Annotated in this window: 15 protein-coding genes; 13 read left to right on the top strand and 2 right to left on the bottom strand. The window is 65.8% G+C overall.

Going from position 1 to position 14,481, the window contains the following annotated elements; translation table 11 throughout:
• Nucleotides 1-29 precede the first annotated feature (29 nt).
• The 6 genes from ACP159_RS02645 to ACP159_RS02620 all read left to right on the top strand — a co-directional run bounded on the left by ACP159_RS02645 (nucleotide 30) and on the right by ACP159_RS02620 (nucleotide 6,019).
• On the top strand, nucleotides 30-1,763 hold the full coding sequence (locus ACP159_RS02645) for a type I secretion system permease/ATPase (protein ID WP_425098069.1): 1,734 nt from the start codon (nucleotides 30-32) through the stop codon (nucleotides 1,761-1,763).
• The gene (locus tag ACP159_RS02640; RefSeq protein ID WP_425098068.1) at nucleotides 1,760-3,064 is read left to right on the top strand and encodes an HlyD family type I secretion periplasmic adaptor subunit; all 1,305 of its coding nucleotides are present in this window, start codon (nucleotides 1,760-1,762) and stop codon (nucleotides 3,062-3,064) included. The genes ACP159_RS02645 and ACP159_RS02640 overlap by 4 nt, the downstream gene beginning before the upstream one ends.
• Before the next feature lie 216 nt (nucleotides 3,065-3,280).
• Complete coding sequence (locus ACP159_RS02635) at nucleotides 3,281-3,745, top strand: RidA family protein (protein WP_425098067.1); 465 nt, start codon at nucleotides 3,281-3,283, stop codon at nucleotides 3,743-3,745.
• The gene (locus ACP159_RS02630) at nucleotides 3,745-4,500 is read left to right on the top strand and encodes a glycerophosphodiester phosphodiesterase family protein (protein WP_425098066.1); all 756 of its coding nucleotides are present in this window, start codon (nucleotides 3,745-3,747) and stop codon (nucleotides 4,498-4,500) included. Before ACP159_RS02635 ends, ACP159_RS02630 begins: the two co-directional genes overlap by 1 nt.
• A 32-nt stretch (nucleotides 4,501-4,532) precedes the next feature.
• Nucleotides 4,533-5,732 (top strand): GNAT family N-acetyltransferase, encoded by a 1,200-nt coding sequence (locus ACP159_RS02625; protein WP_425098065.1) that lies wholly within the window; start codon nucleotides 4,533-4,535, stop codon nucleotides 5,730-5,732.
• The gene (locus ACP159_RS02620; protein WP_425098064.1) at nucleotides 5,729-6,019 is read left to right on the top strand and encodes a 4a-hydroxytetrahydrobiopterin dehydratase; all 291 of its coding nucleotides are present in this window, start codon (nucleotides 5,729-5,731) and stop codon (nucleotides 6,017-6,019) included. Before ACP159_RS02625 ends, ACP159_RS02620 begins: the two co-directional genes overlap by 4 nt.
• Before the next feature lie 83 nt (nucleotides 6,020-6,102).
• On the opposite strand, the gene ACP159_RS02615 is transcribed toward ACP159_RS02620, so the two are convergent.
• Nucleotides 6,103-6,591 carry a peroxiredoxin gene (locus tag ACP159_RS02615; RefSeq protein WP_425098063.1) on the bottom strand — a complete coding sequence of 163 codons (489 nt, stop codon included), beginning with the start codon at nucleotides 6,589-6,591 and terminating at the stop codon, nucleotides 6,103-6,105.
• Nucleotides 6,592-6,674: 83 nt separating this feature from the next.
• On the opposite strand from ACP159_RS02615, the gene ACP159_RS02610 reads away from it, so the two are divergent.
• The 3 genes from ACP159_RS02610 to ACP159_RS02600 all read left to right on the top strand — a co-directional run bounded on the left by ACP159_RS02610 (nucleotide 6,675) and on the right by ACP159_RS02600 (nucleotide 9,521).
• A complete protein-coding gene (locus ACP159_RS02610; protein ID WP_425098062.1) occupies nucleotides 6,675-7,883 on the top strand; it encodes an NAD(P)/FAD-dependent oxidoreductase in 1,209 nt (402 codons plus the stop codon).
• Nucleotides 7,880-8,437 (top strand): 16S rRNA (guanine(966)-N(2))-methyltransferase RsmD, encoded by a 558-nt coding sequence (gene rsmD, locus ACP159_RS02605; protein ID WP_425098061.1) that lies wholly within the window; start codon nucleotides 7,880-7,882, stop codon nucleotides 8,435-8,437. The genes ACP159_RS02610 and rsmD overlap by 4 nt, the downstream gene beginning before the upstream one ends.
• A 118-nt stretch (nucleotides 8,438-8,555) precedes the next feature.
• Nucleotides 8,556-9,521 carry an MBL fold metallo-hydrolase gene (locus ACP159_RS02600; RefSeq protein ID WP_425098060.1) on the top strand — a complete coding sequence of 322 codons (966 nt, stop codon included), beginning with the start codon at nucleotides 8,556-8,558 and terminating at the stop codon, nucleotides 9,519-9,521.
• A gap of 87 nt (nucleotides 9,522-9,608) precedes the next feature.
• On the opposite strand, the gene map is transcribed toward ACP159_RS02600, so the two are convergent.
• Complete coding sequence (gene map, locus ACP159_RS02595) at nucleotides 9,609-10,418, bottom strand: type I methionyl aminopeptidase (RefSeq protein WP_425098059.1); 810 nt, start codon at nucleotides 10,416-10,418, stop codon at nucleotides 9,609-9,611.
• Nucleotides 10,419-10,564: 146 nt separating this feature from the next.
• Between map and ACP159_RS02590 the strand changes: the two genes are divergently transcribed.
• From ACP159_RS02590 to ACP159_RS02575, 4 genes are all read left to right on the top strand, one after another.
• Nucleotides 10,565-11,512, top strand: a complete 948-nt coding sequence (locus ACP159_RS02590; RefSeq protein WP_425098058.1) for a mechanosensitive ion channel family protein — start codon at nucleotides 10,565-10,567, stop codon at nucleotides 11,510-11,512.
• 63 nt (nucleotides 11,513-11,575) lie between these two features.
• Complete coding sequence (locus ACP159_RS02585; RefSeq protein ID WP_425098057.1) at nucleotides 11,576-12,235, top strand: histidine phosphatase family protein; 660 nt, start codon at nucleotides 11,576-11,578, stop codon at nucleotides 12,233-12,235.
• Nucleotides 12,236-12,284: 49 nt separating this feature from the next.
• Nucleotides 12,285-13,340, top strand: a complete 1,056-nt coding sequence (locus ACP159_RS02580; protein ID WP_425098056.1) for a saccharopine dehydrogenase — start codon at nucleotides 12,285-12,287, stop codon at nucleotides 13,338-13,340.
• Nucleotides 13,337-14,470 (top strand): saccharopine dehydrogenase family protein, encoded by a 1,134-nt coding sequence (locus ACP159_RS02575; RefSeq protein ID WP_425098055.1) that lies wholly within the window; start codon nucleotides 13,337-13,339, stop codon nucleotides 14,468-14,470. Before ACP159_RS02580 ends, ACP159_RS02575 begins: the two co-directional genes overlap by 4 nt.
• Nucleotides 14,471-14,481 lie beyond the last annotated feature (11 nt).

Here is a 14,481-nt window from a genome sequence, read left to right as displayed (position 1 = left end):
TCTGACACAACGGAGGCGGACTTCCGCTGATGCAGACGGACAGTTACAGACAGGGGCTCGAAGAGCTGCGCGCGGCCCGGCGGAAGAGCCGGCCCTACTACTGGTTCGCGGCGCTTTTCAGCTTGTTCGTCAATATCCTGATGCTGACCGGCCCGCTCTACATGCTGCAGGTCTACGACCGCGTACTGGGCTCGCGTTCAGAGGCGACGCTGGTGGCGCTCTCGGTGCTGGTGGTGTTTCTCTACGCGATGATGGGCCTTCTGGATTATGTTCGCGGCCGGGTGATGGCGCGGGTCGCGGCCCGGTTCCAGGCGGCTCTGGACCTGCGTGTCTTCGACGCGGTGCTGCGCCGCTCGGCGGTCCAGAACGACGCCATCGCGCAAAGCGGCGTGCGCGATCTGGAAACCGTGCAGCGGTTCCTCGCCTCGCCGGTCGCGATGAGCTTCTTCGACATGCCGTGGTCGCCGGTGTTCATCGCCGCGATCCTGGTGTTTCACCCCTGGCTGGGCTGGCTGGCGCTCGCCGGCGGCGCGGTGCTGATCCTCGTAACGCTCCTGAACCAGGTGATCACCAAGGCCCCGACGCTCAAGACCAACCTTGCCAGCGTCCGCGCCGACCGCACCGCCGAACAGATCCGTTCCGAGGCGGAGATGGTGACGGCGCTCGGCATGCGGCCGGATGCCTTCGCCCGCTGGACAGCGGCCCGCAAGGCGTCTTTGCAGGCGCAGATCGGCACGGCCGACCTGACCGGCACCTTCAGTACCATCACCCGGACCTTCCGGCTGCTTCTGCAATCGGCGATCCTAGGGCTGGGCGCCTGGCTCGTGCTGCGCGGCGAGCTGACGCCCGGCGCCATGATCGCCTCTTCCATCCTGATGGGCCGCGCCCTGGCGCCGATCGAACTCGCCATCGGCCAGTGGCCTCTGGTGCAGGGGGCGCGCAAGGGCTGGAAGAACCTCGCACAACTGCTCGGAGAGGTGCCGCCCGAGGCCCCGCGCACCGCCCTGCCCCGCCCCGCGGCAAAGCTCGAAGCGCAGTCTCTCACCATCGTCCCGCCGGGCGAGGCGCAGGCGGCGCTGCGCATGGTCAACTTCCTCCTGCCACAGGGCAAGGCGCTCGGCGTCATCGGCCCGTCCGGTTCGGGCAAGTCGACGCTGGCCCGCGCCATCACCGGCGTCTGGCGACCGGCTGGCGGCAAGGTGCGCCTCGACGGCGCAACGCTGGACCAGTACGGACCGGAAGCGCTCGGCCTGCACGTCGGCTACCTGCCGCAGCGCGTGACGCTGTTCGACGGCACCATTGCCGAGAATATCGCCCGCCTTTCGCAGGCGCCCGACGCCGAAAAAGTCGTGGAGGCCGCCCGCAAGGCGGATGCGCACGAGATGATTCTGAAACTGCCCGACGGCTACGACACCCGCGTCACGGCCACGGGCGGGCGCCTTTCCGGCGGGCAGATGCAGCGCATCGGGCTGGCCAGGGCGATGTATGGCAACCCGGTGCTGCTGGTGCTGGACGAGCCGAACTCCAACCTCGACAACGAGGGATCGGAGGCGATCAACCGCGCCATCCGTGGCTTCAAGAGCGAAGGGAAGTCCGTGATCATCATGGCCCACCGCCCCGCCGCCATCAAGGAATGTGACCTTCTGCTGATGCTGGAGAACGGCAACGCCGTCGCCTTCGGCCCGCGGGACGAAGTGCTCAAGAAGGTGGTGCAGAACCATCAGCAGATTCGCCAGAGCAGCGGACTGGGAGGGGTACGATGAGCGAGCCGGTTCCGTTTTCCCTGCGTGGCCCGATGGTGCTCGGGCTTCTGGCCATCGTCGTCCTCGTCGGTGGCTTCGGCACATGGGCTGCCACGACGACGATAAACGGTGCAATCGTCGCGCCGGGGCAGATCCAGGTCGATCAGAACCGGCAGGTGGTGCAGCACCCGGATGGCGGCGTGGTCTCGGAAATCCTCGTTGACGAGGGCGACACGGTCACCGCCGGGCAGGTGCTCCTGCGGCTCGATCCGACGTTGCGGCGCTCCGAACTCACCATCGTCGAAGGGCAATACTACGAATTGATGGCCCGTCGCGGACGCCTGCAGGCGGAGCGCGACGGCAAGACGACCATCGACTTCGATCCGGCGCTGCTGACGCGGGCCGACTCGGATGAGGAGGTCGCCGAACTCGTCACGGGTCAGCGCAACCTGTTCTTCGCCCGCGCCGATTCCATTGCCCGGGAAACCGAGCAGCTGAACAAGCGGAGCGACCAGATCGCCGACCAGGTGCGCGGGATCGAGGCTCAGCAAAAGGCGCTGGAGGAGCAGCTGGCGCTGATCGACGAGGAACTGGCGGCGCAGAAGAAGCTGCTCGAAGGCGGCCTGACGCAAGCCAGCCGGGTGCTCGCCCTGCAACGCGAGGAATCGCGGCTGCTCGGCACGGCGGGCGAGTTGACCGCCCAGAAGGCGCAGGCCGAGGGGCGCATGACCGAGATCGATATCGAGATCCTCGGCCTGCAGACCGCCCGGCGCGAGGAGGCCATCACCACTCTGCGCGACCTGCAATCGAACGAGCGCGAACTGGCGGAGCAGCGCCGGGCGCTGATCGAACAACTGAGCCGGATGGAAATCACCGCCCCGGTCAGCGGCGTGGTCTATGGCCTGACTGTCTTTACCCCGCGCTCGGTCATCCGCCCCGCCGATCCGGTGATGTTCCTCGTTCCGCAGGACCGCCCGCTGGTGATTTCCGCCCGTGTCGAGCCGATCCACATCGACCAGCTGTTCGTCGATCAGGACGTGGCGCTGCGTTTTGCTTCGCTGGACCAGCGCACGACGCCGGAACTGTTCGGTCGCGTGGTGCAGATCTCGGCGGATGCCTTTCAGGACGAGGCCTCGCGAGTCAGCTTCTACCGCGCGGAAATCCGGCTGAACGACGGCGAAATGGAACGGCTGCCAAGCGGCGCCGTGCTGATCCCCGGCATGCCCGTGGAGGCCTTCATCCGCACCGCCGACCGCACACCGCTGGCCTATCTCGTGAAGCCGTTCACCGACTACTTCGCCAAGGCCTTCCGCGAAAGCTGACCACGCCTCTGCCCTCACGATCCCGAACCGAAATTTCTGACCGAACCCGCCCGGAAGGTGTTTCCAATCCGCGCCCGGCGCTCTAGCGTCGCAGCGCGGCGTTTCGCGCATGACCTGACGCCCCCGACAGCACAAAAGTCCCGCGATAGCGGTCTCTTGGCAGCGCACTTGGGGGTGAAGGAAGTCCCGGGACGCCTTGAAACCGGAGGATTTGCCATGAGTGCCGACATCGAAGCCCGCCTGAGTGAGCTTGGGCTGACCCTGCCCGACGCCCCCGCCCCGGCGGCGAATTACGTCCCCTATGTGCTGACCGGATCGACACTCTACGTGTCCGGCCAGATCAGCATGAAGAACGGCGAACTGGTCTGCGGGAAACTGGGCGAGACCATGGATGTCGAGGCCGGCGCGGCTGCGGCGCAGAGTTGTGCGCTCAGCCTGCTGGCCCAAGTGCGGGCGGCCTGCGGCGGCGATCTGGGCAAGCTCAAGCGGGTGGTGAAACTGACCGGCTTCGTCAACTCGACCGCCGATTTCAAGGACCAGCCCAAGGTGATCAACGGCGCCTCGGACACCATGGTGGCCATTCTCGGCGACGCCGGGCGTCACGCCAGATCCGCTGTCTCTGCGGCAGCATTGCCGCTCGGGGTTGCGGTCGAGATCGAAGGCATTTTCGAGATCGCCTGATGCCGACCCTTCCCGACGCTTTCCTGACACGTCCCATCGCCCACCGCGGCTATCACGACAAGGCCGCCGGTCGCCCGGAGAACTCCCGCGCGGCCTTCACGGCCGCAATTGCGGCGGGCTATGGCATCGAACTGGACCTGCAATTGTCCAGCGACGGGCAGGCCATGGTTTTTCACGACGAGGCCCTGCGCCGCCTGACCGGGACAAGCGGAATGGTGCGGGACAAGACCCGGGCAGAGCTCGGCGCGATCCCGCTCCTGCATGGTGACGAGGGGATTCCCGCGCTGGCGGACGTCCTTGCGTTGGTCGCGGGCCGCGTCCCGCTGCTGATCGAGGTGAAGGATCAGGACGGCGCGCTCGGCGCGGGCATCGGCGAATTGGAAGAGGCCACGGTCCGTGCGCTGGAGGGCTACGACGGCCCGGTGGCGCTGATGTCCTTCAACCCGCATTCGGTGGTCCGTCTGGCCGAACAGGCCCCGGCCCTGCCGCGTGGTCTGACCACCTGCGCCTTCGACCCGAAAGAGTGGCCGACCCTGCCGCGGGCGACCTGCGAACACCTTTCCGGGATCCCGGACTTCGATCGCGCCAACGCCGATTTCATCTCGCACCAGCATACGGACCTCGGCGCACCTGCGGTTACCGCGCTGAAGGCACGCGGCGTGCCGATCCTGTGCTGGACCATCCGGTCGCCGCAGGATGAGGCAGCAGCGCGGATCGTCGCGGACAATGTGACTTTCGAGGGCTACGCCGCTTGATTGCGCCGCAGACGGGGCCAGATAATGAGGCGATGAACGACCAGAGCCAGGCCCCGCTGATTTCCGTCAACGTGTTGACGTCGCTTGCCGCGATCCCGGCGGAGGAGTGGGACAGCTGCGCCTGCCCGGAAACCGCGGACGGCGGGCGCCCCTTCGATCCGTTCACGACCCATCGGTTCCTGAAGGCGCTGGAGGACAGCGGCTCGGTCGGGCCAGGAACCGGCTGGGAGCCGCGTTACCTGACCGCCGAGAAGGACGGTGTGCTGATCGGCGTGACACCGCTCTATGCCAAGGGGCACAGCCAGGGCGAGTATATCTTCGATCACAACTGGGCGCATGCCTGGGAGCGCGCGGGTGGGCGCTACTACCCGAAACTGCAGATTGCCGTGCCGTTCACCCCGGCGACAGGGCGAAGGTTCCTGACGAAACCGGGCGAGGATGCCGTCGGGCTGGCGGCTCTGACTCAAGGCGCGATCGAATTCGCCACGCAGAACGACGTCTCCTCGCTGCATGTCACCTTCTGCACGGAGGCCGAAGCGCTGGCGGGTGAGCAGATGGGCCTGCTGCGGCGCATGACGCAGCAGTTCCATTGGGAGAACCACGGGTATGGCAGTTTCGACGATTTCCTCGCCTCGCTGAGTTCCCGCAAGCGCAAGACCATCCGCAAGGAGCGCCGCACCGCGCAGGATTTCGGCGGCACAATCCGGACTCTGACCGGCGACGATATCCGGCCCGAACATTGGGACGCCTTCTGGCGGTTCTACCAGGACACCGGCTCGCGGAAATGGGGCACGCCCTACCTGACGCGGCGGTTCTTCGACATCGCGCAGGAGACGCTACGGGACGACATCGCGCTGGTGATGTGCGAGCGCGAGGGGGTGCCGGTGGCCGGGGCGCTGAACTTCATCGGGCGGGAGGTGCTCTATGGCCGGTACTGGGGCTGTATCGAGGATCATCCCTGCCTGCACTTCGAGGCGTGCTATTATCAGGCCATCGACTATGCCATCGCGCTGGGTCTCTTGCGGGTCGAAGCGGGCGCGCAGGGCGAGCACAAGCTGGCGCGCGGATACCTGCCGAAACCCACGCACTCGCTGCACTGGATTTCCGACAAGGGGTTCTCCGACGCGGTGGCGCGCTATCTGATCGAGGAGCGGGCTGCCGTGGACGAGGACATCGAGATCCTTACGGCCTACGGCCCGTTTCGGAAAACGGCGCAGGAGGAGCAACAATGACCGAGAAACTGTCGGAGACCGCGAGAAAGACGGTGCTGGAGCCCTTGCTGGCCAACGGCTGGGACATGGTCGAGGGTCGCGACGCGATCCGCAAGACCTATGAGTTCGAAGACTTCACCGAGGCCTTCGCCTGGATGACGCGGGCGGCGCTCTGGGCGGAGAAATGGAACCACCACCCGGAGTGGTCCAACGTGTACAAGACGGTGGAGGTCACGCTCTCCACGCATGATGTGGGCGGGCTGTCGGCGCTGGACGCCAAGCTGGCCCGCAAGCTCGACGGCCTGTAGGGCGGGGCTGCGCCCCGCTTTTCGGGTATTTGGACCAAGAAGAAACAGGGGCCGGGGAGAGATCCACCCGGCCCCTGTACGTTTCAGAGCGCCGCGAGCAGCGCCTCGCCGCCTGAGGTTTCGCAGACACCGGGGTTTTCCTCGGCGTGCAGCACCGTGACCTTGCCGTCGTCGACGACCATCGCATAGCGTTTCGAGCGGTCGATCAGACCTGCGGGTGGGGCGGTGAAGTTCATGCCCACGGCCTTGGTGAATTCCGCCGCCGGATCTCCCAGCATCGTGATGCCGGCCTTGCCCGCGCCAGTCGACTCGCTCCACGCGCCCATCACGAAAGGATCGTTGACGGAGAGGCAGATGACCTCGTCCACACCCTTTTCGGCGAACCCGTCCCGGGTGCGCATGAAGCTCGGCACATGGGCGGTGGTGCAGGTGCCGGTGAACGCGCCCGGCAGGGCGAAGATCACGACCTTGCGGCCCTTGAGCAGCGAGCCAAGCTCCACCTGTTCCGGCCCGTTGGCGCCCATACGAGACAAAGTTGCCGAAGGCAGCGTGTCGCCGATTTGAATCGTCATGTTCTGGATCATCCTGTATTTGCGTTTCCCTGACGCGGGACTATAGGCTCCGCACGGAAAAGGGAAAGCGGGAGAAAGAGATCATGGCCGGAGTTGTTGTTGTCGGAGCGGGACAGGCGGCGGCCACCCTGGTCGCGCGTCTGCGGTCCAAGGGATACGAGGGGGACGTGACCCTCATCGGCGAGGAACCGGCCCTGCCCTATCAGCGCCCGCCCCTGTCCAAGGCCTACCTGCTCGGCGACATGGAGCTGGAACGGCTCTACCTGCGTCCCGAGAGCTACTATGCCGAGCAGGACATCACCCTGCGCACCGGGCTGCGGGTCGATGGCATCGACCGCAGCGGCAAGACCGTGATCGCGGGCGATGAGCTCATTGCCTATGACAAGCTTGTGCTCTGCACCGGCTCGCATCCGCGCCGTCTGCCTGCGGCGATCGGCGGCGCTCTCGACGGCGTTTTCGAAGTCCGGACCCTTGCCGACGTCGACGCCATGGCACCGCGCTTCACCGAAGGCGCGAAGGTGCTGATCGTCGGCGGCGGCTACATCGGGCTGGAGGCGGCGGCGGTGGCGTCGAAACTCGGCCTTGAGGTCACGCTGGTGGAGGCAGCGGACCGCATCCTTCAACGGGTTGCCTCGCCGGAGACCTCGGCCTATTTCCGCGCCCTGCACATGGGCCATGGCGTGGACCTGCGCGAGGGTGTGGGACTGGCGCGGATCATCGGCGAGACCGCCGTGACCGGCGCCGAACTGGCGGACGGCACCATGCTCGACGTGGATTTCGTGATCGTTGGCGTCGGCATCCTGCCCGCCAGCGGCCTTGCCGAGAGCGCGGGTCTCGACATCGAGAACGGCATCAAGGTCAACGCCCAGGGCCAGACCTCCGATCCGCACATCTGGGCGGCGGGCGATTGCGCCAGCTTCCCGGGCGCGGCGGGGCAGATGCGGCTGGAATCGGTGGGCAATGCGATCGACATGGCGGAGTTGGTGGCGGACAACATCATGGGAGCCGGGCGGTCCTACGAGGCGAAGCCGTGGTTCTGGTCCGACCAGTACGACATCAAGCTGCAGATCGCGGGGCTGAGCACGGGCTACGACCGTGTCGTGGTGCGAAATGGCGGCAGTGGAGCACTGTCGCACTGGTACTTCGCCGGAGACCGGCTGCTGGCGCTCGACGCGATGAACGACAGCCGCGCCTACATGGTCGGCAAACGCCTGATCGAGGGCGGCAAGAGTCCGTCACCGGAGGCGGTTGCCGACCCGGAGACCGATCTCAAGGCCCTTCTGAAAGCGTGAGGATCATCGCCGGAGAGTTCCGCGGGCGCAGGCTGGCAGCGGTCGGCAAGGGCGATCCGGGGGCGCATCTGCGTCCCACCACGGACAGGGTGCGCGAGGCGCTGTTCAATATGCTGGACGGCGGGCGGTTCGGGCAACCGTTCGACGGCAGCCGGGTGCTCGACCTGTTCGCCGGGACGGGCGCGCTGGGACTGGAGGCCTTGTCGCGCGGGTCGGCGTTCGTGACCTTCGTCGAGAAGGGGCGCGTCGGCCAGGGGCTGATCCGGGAGAACCTGACGCTGCTCGGCTGTGCGGACAGGGTGAAGCTGCTTGGCACCGATGCCTTGCGACTGCCTCAGGCCGAGGCACCCGCGGACCTCGTCTTTCTCGATCCTCCCTATGGCAAGGGGCTTGGTGAGAAGGCCCTCGCCGTGGCACGAGGGGCGGGTTGGATCGCTCCGGACGCGCTCATCGTCTGGGAGGAGAATGCCCCGCAAACCGCTCCTGACGGCTTCACGCTGCTTGAATCGCGCAAGTACGGCGACACGGTGGTGACCCTGCTGTCGAACGGCTGAACCCGGCAGGCGCATCCTGCCGCGGCGCAACGGGTCGTGCGGAATGACAACATGACTGGATTCCTGCCACGGCAATGCTACTCTCACATGCGAATATGTGCATTCCGAGGGAGGAGCCATGACCCTGTTCAAACCAACCCGCCGCGAGATCCTCAGCATGGCCGCCGCGGCGCCTGCCCTGACCCTGCCGGTGGCCGCCCGCGCCGAACTGACCGCCCCGGTGGCGGGCAACCCGTCGCATTTCAGCTTCACCCTTGGTGAGGCGAAGCTGACCGTCGTGTCCGACGGGCGGCTGGAGGTTCCGGCAAACGGGCTTGGCGTGAATGCCGATCCGGAGGCCGTGAAGGCGTTCCTGAGCGACTATTTCCTCTCGACCGAGACGAACTACTCGCACACCAACCACGTGGTGATCGAACTGGGCGACGCAGTGGTGCTCGTCGATGTCGGCTCCGGCTCGCGCTTCCTGCCGACCGCCGGGGACCTGATGGGCAACCTCGGCAAGGCGGGGATCGACGCCGCGTCGATCACCCATGTGATCATCACCCACGCACACCCGGACCACATCTGGGGAATCCGCGACGATTTCGACGAGGCGATCCTGCCGGATGCGCAGTATTTCCTGGGACAGGTGGAACACGACTTCTGGATGCAGGATGGGCTTGCCGCGTCGATGCCGCCCGAGATGCAGCAATTCGTTGTCGGCGCGGTCAACTCGATCAGCGTGGACGGGGCGGAGTGGACCCTCTTGACCCACGAGCAGGAGGTTGCGCCGGGCATCCGGGTGATCGACACGCCGGGCCATACACCGGGGCACCTCGCCGTGGTGGTGGAGAGCGGCGGGCAGCAGTTGATCGCGCTCGGGGATTCGATGAATCACGCCTATATGAACTTCGCCCAGCCGGGGTGGTACAATAATTTCGACATGGACGGCGACGCGACGGTGGCAACCCGGATGCGCCTTCTCGATATGGCGGCGGCGGACCGGATGGCGGTGCTGGGCTATCACTTCCCCTTCCCGGGTGTCGGGCATGTGAGGAAGGCTGGAGATACCTACCAATTCGTTCCAGCGCTCTGGCAATGGTGAGCGTAAAGAGTTCGGGGCGCTGCCCCGGACCCCGGGATATTTGAAGCAATTGGAAACCGGGAGGCGGCGCGCCTCCCTGGCGTCCGGTCAGTAGGTCGGGTGAAAGGTGCCGGCGGGCGAGAGCGTGAAGATCTCGACCCCGTCGGCGGTCACGCCCACGGAATGCTCGAACTGCGCCGACAGCGACTTGTCGCGAGTCACGGCGGTCCAGTCGTCGGCCAGCACCTTGGTTTCCGGACGACCGAGGTTCACCATCGGCTCGATGGTGAAGAACATGCCCTCTTCCAGCACCGGCCCGGTGCCGGGACGGCCGTAATGCAGCACGTTCGGCGGCGCGTGGAAGACGCGGCCGAGGCCGTGGCCGCAGAAATCGCGCACCACCGACATGCGATTGGCCTCGACATAGCTCTGGATCGCATGGCCGATGTCGCCGAAGGTGTTGCCCGGCTTGACCGCCTCGATGCCGCGCATCAGGCTGTCGTGGGTGACCTCGATCAGCCGCTCCGCCTTGCGCGGCAGCTTGCCGGCGACGTACATGCGGGACGTATCACCATACCAGCCGTCCACGATCACCGTCACATCGACGTTGAGGATATCGCCATCCTTCAGCGTCTTTGGTCCCGGGATGCCGTGACAGACGACGTGATTGACGGAAATGCAGCTGGCGTGCTGGTAGCCCTTGTAGCCGATGGTGGCGGAAACGGCGCCCGCCTCCTCCACGCGGTTCCGGATGAAATCGTCGATTGCGCCGGTGCTCTGGCCGACGAAGACATGTGCCGAGACCTCATCGAGAATCCGCGCAGCCAGCTCGCCGGCCTTGTGCATCCCTGCAAAGTCCGCGTCCTGGTAAATCCGGATGCCATCGCGCGTGGTGCGCCCGCCGTGGTCGATATTCACGCCTTGCTCCATTCCATTTCCAATACATTTAGCGGCTTTGCCGAGGATTTGCCAGCCTATGCGGCGACGCAGCAATCACAGCCATGTTTGCGGGAACCAAAAGCGCTGCCCATGCGTAGAGTTAGAAATAATTATGGGAACAGGCCATGTTGGACCAACTGCAATCGCTGCTGCACACCGAGATCTACAACGGCAAGTCGCTCGCCGACGTGCTGACGCTCGAATTCCTCGCTCAAATGCTCGGAAACGTCGTCGCGGCGCTGGTCATCATCACGCTGGGGTTCATCATCGCGGGCTGGGTGCGTCGCCGCATCCGCTCCCTGGGTGAAAAGAACCGCAGGCTGGACGCCACGCTGTTCCAGTTCCTCGGCAACACCGCGCGTTATATCGTCCTGATCTTCGCGGCACTGTTCGTTCTCAACACTTTCGGGGTCCAGACCACCTCCATCGTCGCCGCGCTCGGTGCCGCCGGCCTCGCCGTCGGGCTGGCCTTGCAAGGCACGCTGTCCAACGTGGCCGCGGGCGTCATGCTGATCATCTTCCGCCCCATCCGCATCGGTGATTTCGTCGAAGTGGCGGGAGAGATGGGCACGGTGAAGGACATCACGCTGAACACCACTGAACTGGCCAGCCTGAGCAACGTGCAGGTGATCATCCCGAACTCCAGCGTCTGGGGTAACGTGATCGAGAATTACTCGGTCTATGACACCCGCCGTGCCGAATGGACTTTCGGTGTCGGCTACGGTGCCAACCTCGCGCAAGCAGAGGGTGTGATCCGCGAGACCCTGCAGGCGGATGTGCGGACCATGGCGGACCCTGCGCCCTTCGTGCAGGTGAACAACCTTGGCGACAGCTCGGTCGATTTCCTTGTCCGGGCGTGGGTGAAATCCGGCGATTTCTTCCAATACCAGGCGGACATGAAGCGTGCCGTCAAAGAGGCACTCGACGCCGCCGGGGTCGACATCCCCTTCCCCACGCGCACCCTGCACATCGAACGCGGCGACAAGGAAGTGCCCGAGAGCACGTCGCGTCCCGGCCCCCGCCGCAACGGGCTCGACGGCACGGAGGACGACGCGGACCGCGACGTTGCCTGAGCGCGACCGGGGCTTTCCCTCCCTGCCCCCTGCGCGTAAGCAACGGGGCAAAGGAGCCGCCCCATGTCATTTGTCACCCTCGTTCGCCACGGTCAGGCCAATTCCAGCGCCCGCGAGGAGGAAAGCTATGACCAGCTCAGCCCCTTGGGATGGCAGCAATCCGAGTGGCTTGGCGGCTATTTCCGGCAAAGCGGCGAGCGCTTTGCCCGGGTCTACACCGGCACCCTGCGGCGGCACATCGAGACTGCCGAGGGCATAGCGCCGGACTGCGCGGAAAAGCCGATCCGTGACGAACGGCTGAACGAGATGACCTATTTCTACCTCGCTATGGCACTGGAGCGGCAACACGGCATCCCCATGCCGCAGGACCGGGAGCAGTTCATCGCCCACATGCCCGTCCTGCTGGAGCATTGGCAGGGCAACCGCATCGACAACCCCGGCGAAACTTTCGCGGATTTCGAGACCCGCGTGCGCGCCGTTCTGACCGAGATCGCGGCGGGTGAGGGGCGCGCCCTCGTGGTGACCTCCGGCGGGCTGATCGGCATGGCCATGCGCATCGTCATGCGGCTCGACGTGCCCGCCATGGCGCACGCCTGCCTTGCCATCGAGAACAGCTCGCTGCACCGCATCCAGCCGCTCTCCACCGGCCTTGCCCTGACCCAGTTCAACGCCATCCCGCATCTCGACACGCCGGAGCGCCAGCACGCCAGAAGCCACCTTTAACCCCGCGAGGGCCTGCGTTAGCCTGCGCCGGATTGGTCAAGGAGCCGGCATGACACACCTTTGGATTCGCGCGGAAAGCCGCCCCAACGAAGAGCGGGTTGGGATCACGCCCGAGGGGGTGAAAGCCCTGAACGACAAGGGCTTTCGCGTCACCATCGAAGAAAGCGACACGCGGGCCGTGCCGTTGTCCGGCTATGTCGACGCCGGCGCTGAGGTGGCCCGTGAAGGGTCCTGGCCGGACGCGCCGCATGATGCGATCATCTACGGGCTGAAGGAACTGCCCGACGACGGCACCCCCCTGCCCCACCGTCACATCATGTTCGGCCACGCCTACAAGGGGCAATCCGCCGGGGCGCGGCTCCTGAAGCGGTTCGCGGCAGGTGGCGGCACGCTTTACGATCTCGAATACCTGCTGGACGCGGACGGGCGGCGCGTGGCGGCCTTCGGCTACTGGGCGGGCTATGCCGGCGCCGCCGTCTCGGTGCTGGCCTGGGCGGCGCAGGCGCGGGGCGACATCTGCCCGCCGGTGAGTACCTGGGCCAACTCGGACGCCATGCTGACCGACCTGCGCGCCGCTCTGGCGGGCGGCGGACCGGCAAACGCTATGGTGATCGGCGCTCTGGGACGAGTCGGCACCGGCGCCTCCGACCTCTGCGCCGCGCTGGACATCCCGGTGACCGGCTGGGACATGGCCGAAACCGCCCATGGCGGCCCTTTCCCCGAAGTCCTTGAACACGCCTTGTTCTTCAACTGCATCCTGGCGCGACCCGGCTGCCCGGTCTTCGTGCCCGAGAACGCCGTCACCGCGCCGCGCAAACTTCGCGTCATCGGGGACATCGCCTGCGACCCGCAGTCCGATTTCTCCCCGGTCAAGGTCTACACCCATGAGACCGACTGGCAGACGCCCGTGGTGCGCGTGGCCGATAATCCGGTGCTCGACGTGATGGCAATCGACAACCTGCCCTCGCTGCTCCCGCTGGAATCTTCGCTGGATTTCGCCGGACAGATGTTGCCCTGGCTGGCGACGCTGGACTCGATCGACGCAGGCGTCTGGGGACGGGCGAAGGCGATCTTTGACGAACACAAGCCGGAGGAGAAGGCATGACGATACATTGGTGTGGCACAGGCCTCTCGACGGTTCCCGGCCTGCGGCGGCTGATCGAAGCGGGCGAGGACGTCTGCGTCTGGAACCGGACGGTCGCCAAGGCCCGGAAAGCCGTTGGTGATCTGACGGAGAACATTCATGAATTTTCACCCGAAGCGCTCGCTGCGCAGGTCAAGGCGGGCGACGTGGTGGTCTCCATGCTGCCCGGTGACTGGCACGTGGCTCTCGCTGAAATGGCCATCGACAAAGGCGCGAACTTCGTCTCCTCCAGCTACATCGCGCCCGAGATGCGGGCGCTGGATGGCAAGGCGAAGGCCGCCGGCGTGCGGGTGGTCAACGAAATCGGCCTCGATCCGGGGATCGATCACCTCATGGCGCATCACCTCGTCGCCGATTACAAGGCATCAAAGGCTTATGCCCCTGACAACACGGTGAGTTTTCTGAGCTACTGCGGTGGCGTCCCGAAGATCCCCAACGCCTTCCGCTACAAGTTCAGCTGGGCGCCGGTGGGCGTTCTCAAGGCACTGAAATCGCCGTCCCGGTCGATCCGGCACTATTCGGAACTGAACGTCTCCCGCCCGTGGGACGCGCTTGGCCGTTATGACGCGCCGCTGCCGGTGCCCGAGACCTTCGAGGTTTACCCGAACCGCGACAGCCTGCCCTTCATGGACGATTATCACTTCGAAAAGACATGGAAGGTCAAGGACTTCGTTCGCGGCACCCTGCGCCTCAACGGCTGGGCCGAGGCCTGGGCCGACATTTTCGCCGAAGCCCCGGGTGCAAGCAACGAGCGCCTGCAGGAGATCGCCGCTACCCTGTTGAAAGAAAACGCCTATGACGAGGGCGAACCGGACCGCGTGGTGCTCTGCGTCGATCTTCAGGTCGAACGGGACGGCGCGACGGTCTGGCACAAGACCTATGTCATGGACGCCTGGGGCGACGCACGCGGCACCGCCATGGCGCGTCTGGTGTCGATCCCGGTTTCTCTTGCGGTTCAATCGGTTATGAACCGCGAGATCGCTCCGGGTGTCAGTGCAGCCCCGGACGACCCCAAGCTGGTGCAGCGCTACCTCGACGAGGTCCAGACCCTCGCGCAACATCTGATGATCGTGGATCACGTCACGGCCTGAACCCGACGCGC

This window comes from Tropicibacter sp. S64, assembly GCF_049803835.1.
Lineage (GTDB): Bacteria > Pseudomonadota > Alphaproteobacteria > Rhodobacterales > Rhodobacteraceae > Pacificoceanicola.
The sequence above is the reverse complement of the archived record's forward strand: the minus strand, read 5'-3'. Positions and strand labels throughout refer to the sequence as shown.

What these genes read in the sequence shown, in the direction of transcription:
- ACP159_RS02630 (WP_425098066.1), top strand. Translation starts at nt 3,745, where the DNA reads ATGCCGACCCTTCCCGACGCTTTCCTGACACGTCCCATCGCCCACCGC.
- ACP159_RS02625 (WP_425098065.1), top strand. Translation starts at nt 4,533, where the DNA reads ATGAACGACCAGAGCCAGGCCCCGCTGATTTCCGTCAACGTGTTGACG.
- ACP159_RS02590 (WP_425098058.1), top strand. Translation starts at nt 10,565, where the DNA reads ATGTTGGACCAACTGCAATCGCTGCTGCACACCGAGATCTACAACGGC.
- ACP159_RS02580 (WP_425098056.1), top strand. Translation starts at nt 12,285, where the DNA reads ATGACACACCTTTGGATTCGCGCGGAAAGCCGCCCCAACGAAGAGCGG.
- ACP159_RS02645 (WP_425098069.1), top strand. Translation starts at nt 30, where the DNA reads ATGCAGACGGACAGTTACAGACAGGGGCTCGAAGAGCTGCGCGCGGCC.
- ACP159_RS02600 (WP_425098060.1), top strand. Translation starts at nt 8,556, where the DNA reads ATGACCCTGTTCAAACCAACCCGCCGCGAGATCCTCAGCATGGCCGCC.
- ACP159_RS02620 (WP_425098064.1), top strand. Translation starts at nt 5,729, where the DNA reads ATGACCGAGAAACTGTCGGAGACCGCGAGAAAGACGGTGCTGGAGCCC.
- ACP159_RS02640 (WP_425098068.1), top strand. Translation starts at nt 1,760, where the DNA reads ATGAGCGAGCCGGTTCCGTTTTCCCTGCGTGGCCCGATGGTGCTCGGG.
- ACP159_RS02615 (WP_425098063.1), bottom strand. Translation starts at nt 6,591, where the DNA reads ATGACGATTCAAATCGGCGACACGCTGCCTTCGGCAACTTTGTCTCGT.
- ACP159_RS02575 (WP_425098055.1), top strand. Translation starts at nt 13,337, where the DNA reads ATGACGATACATTGGTGTGGCACAGGCCTCTCGACGGTTCCCGGCCTG.
- ACP159_RS02585 (WP_425098057.1), top strand. Translation starts at nt 11,576, where the DNA reads ATGTCATTTGTCACCCTCGTTCGCCACGGTCAGGCCAATTCCAGCGCC.
- ACP159_RS02610 (WP_425098062.1), top strand. Translation starts at nt 6,675, where the DNA reads ATGGCCGGAGTTGTTGTTGTCGGAGCGGGACAGGCGGCGGCCACCCTG.
- ACP159_RS02635 (WP_425098067.1), top strand. Translation starts at nt 3,281, where the DNA reads ATGAGTGCCGACATCGAAGCCCGCCTGAGTGAGCTTGGGCTGACCCTG.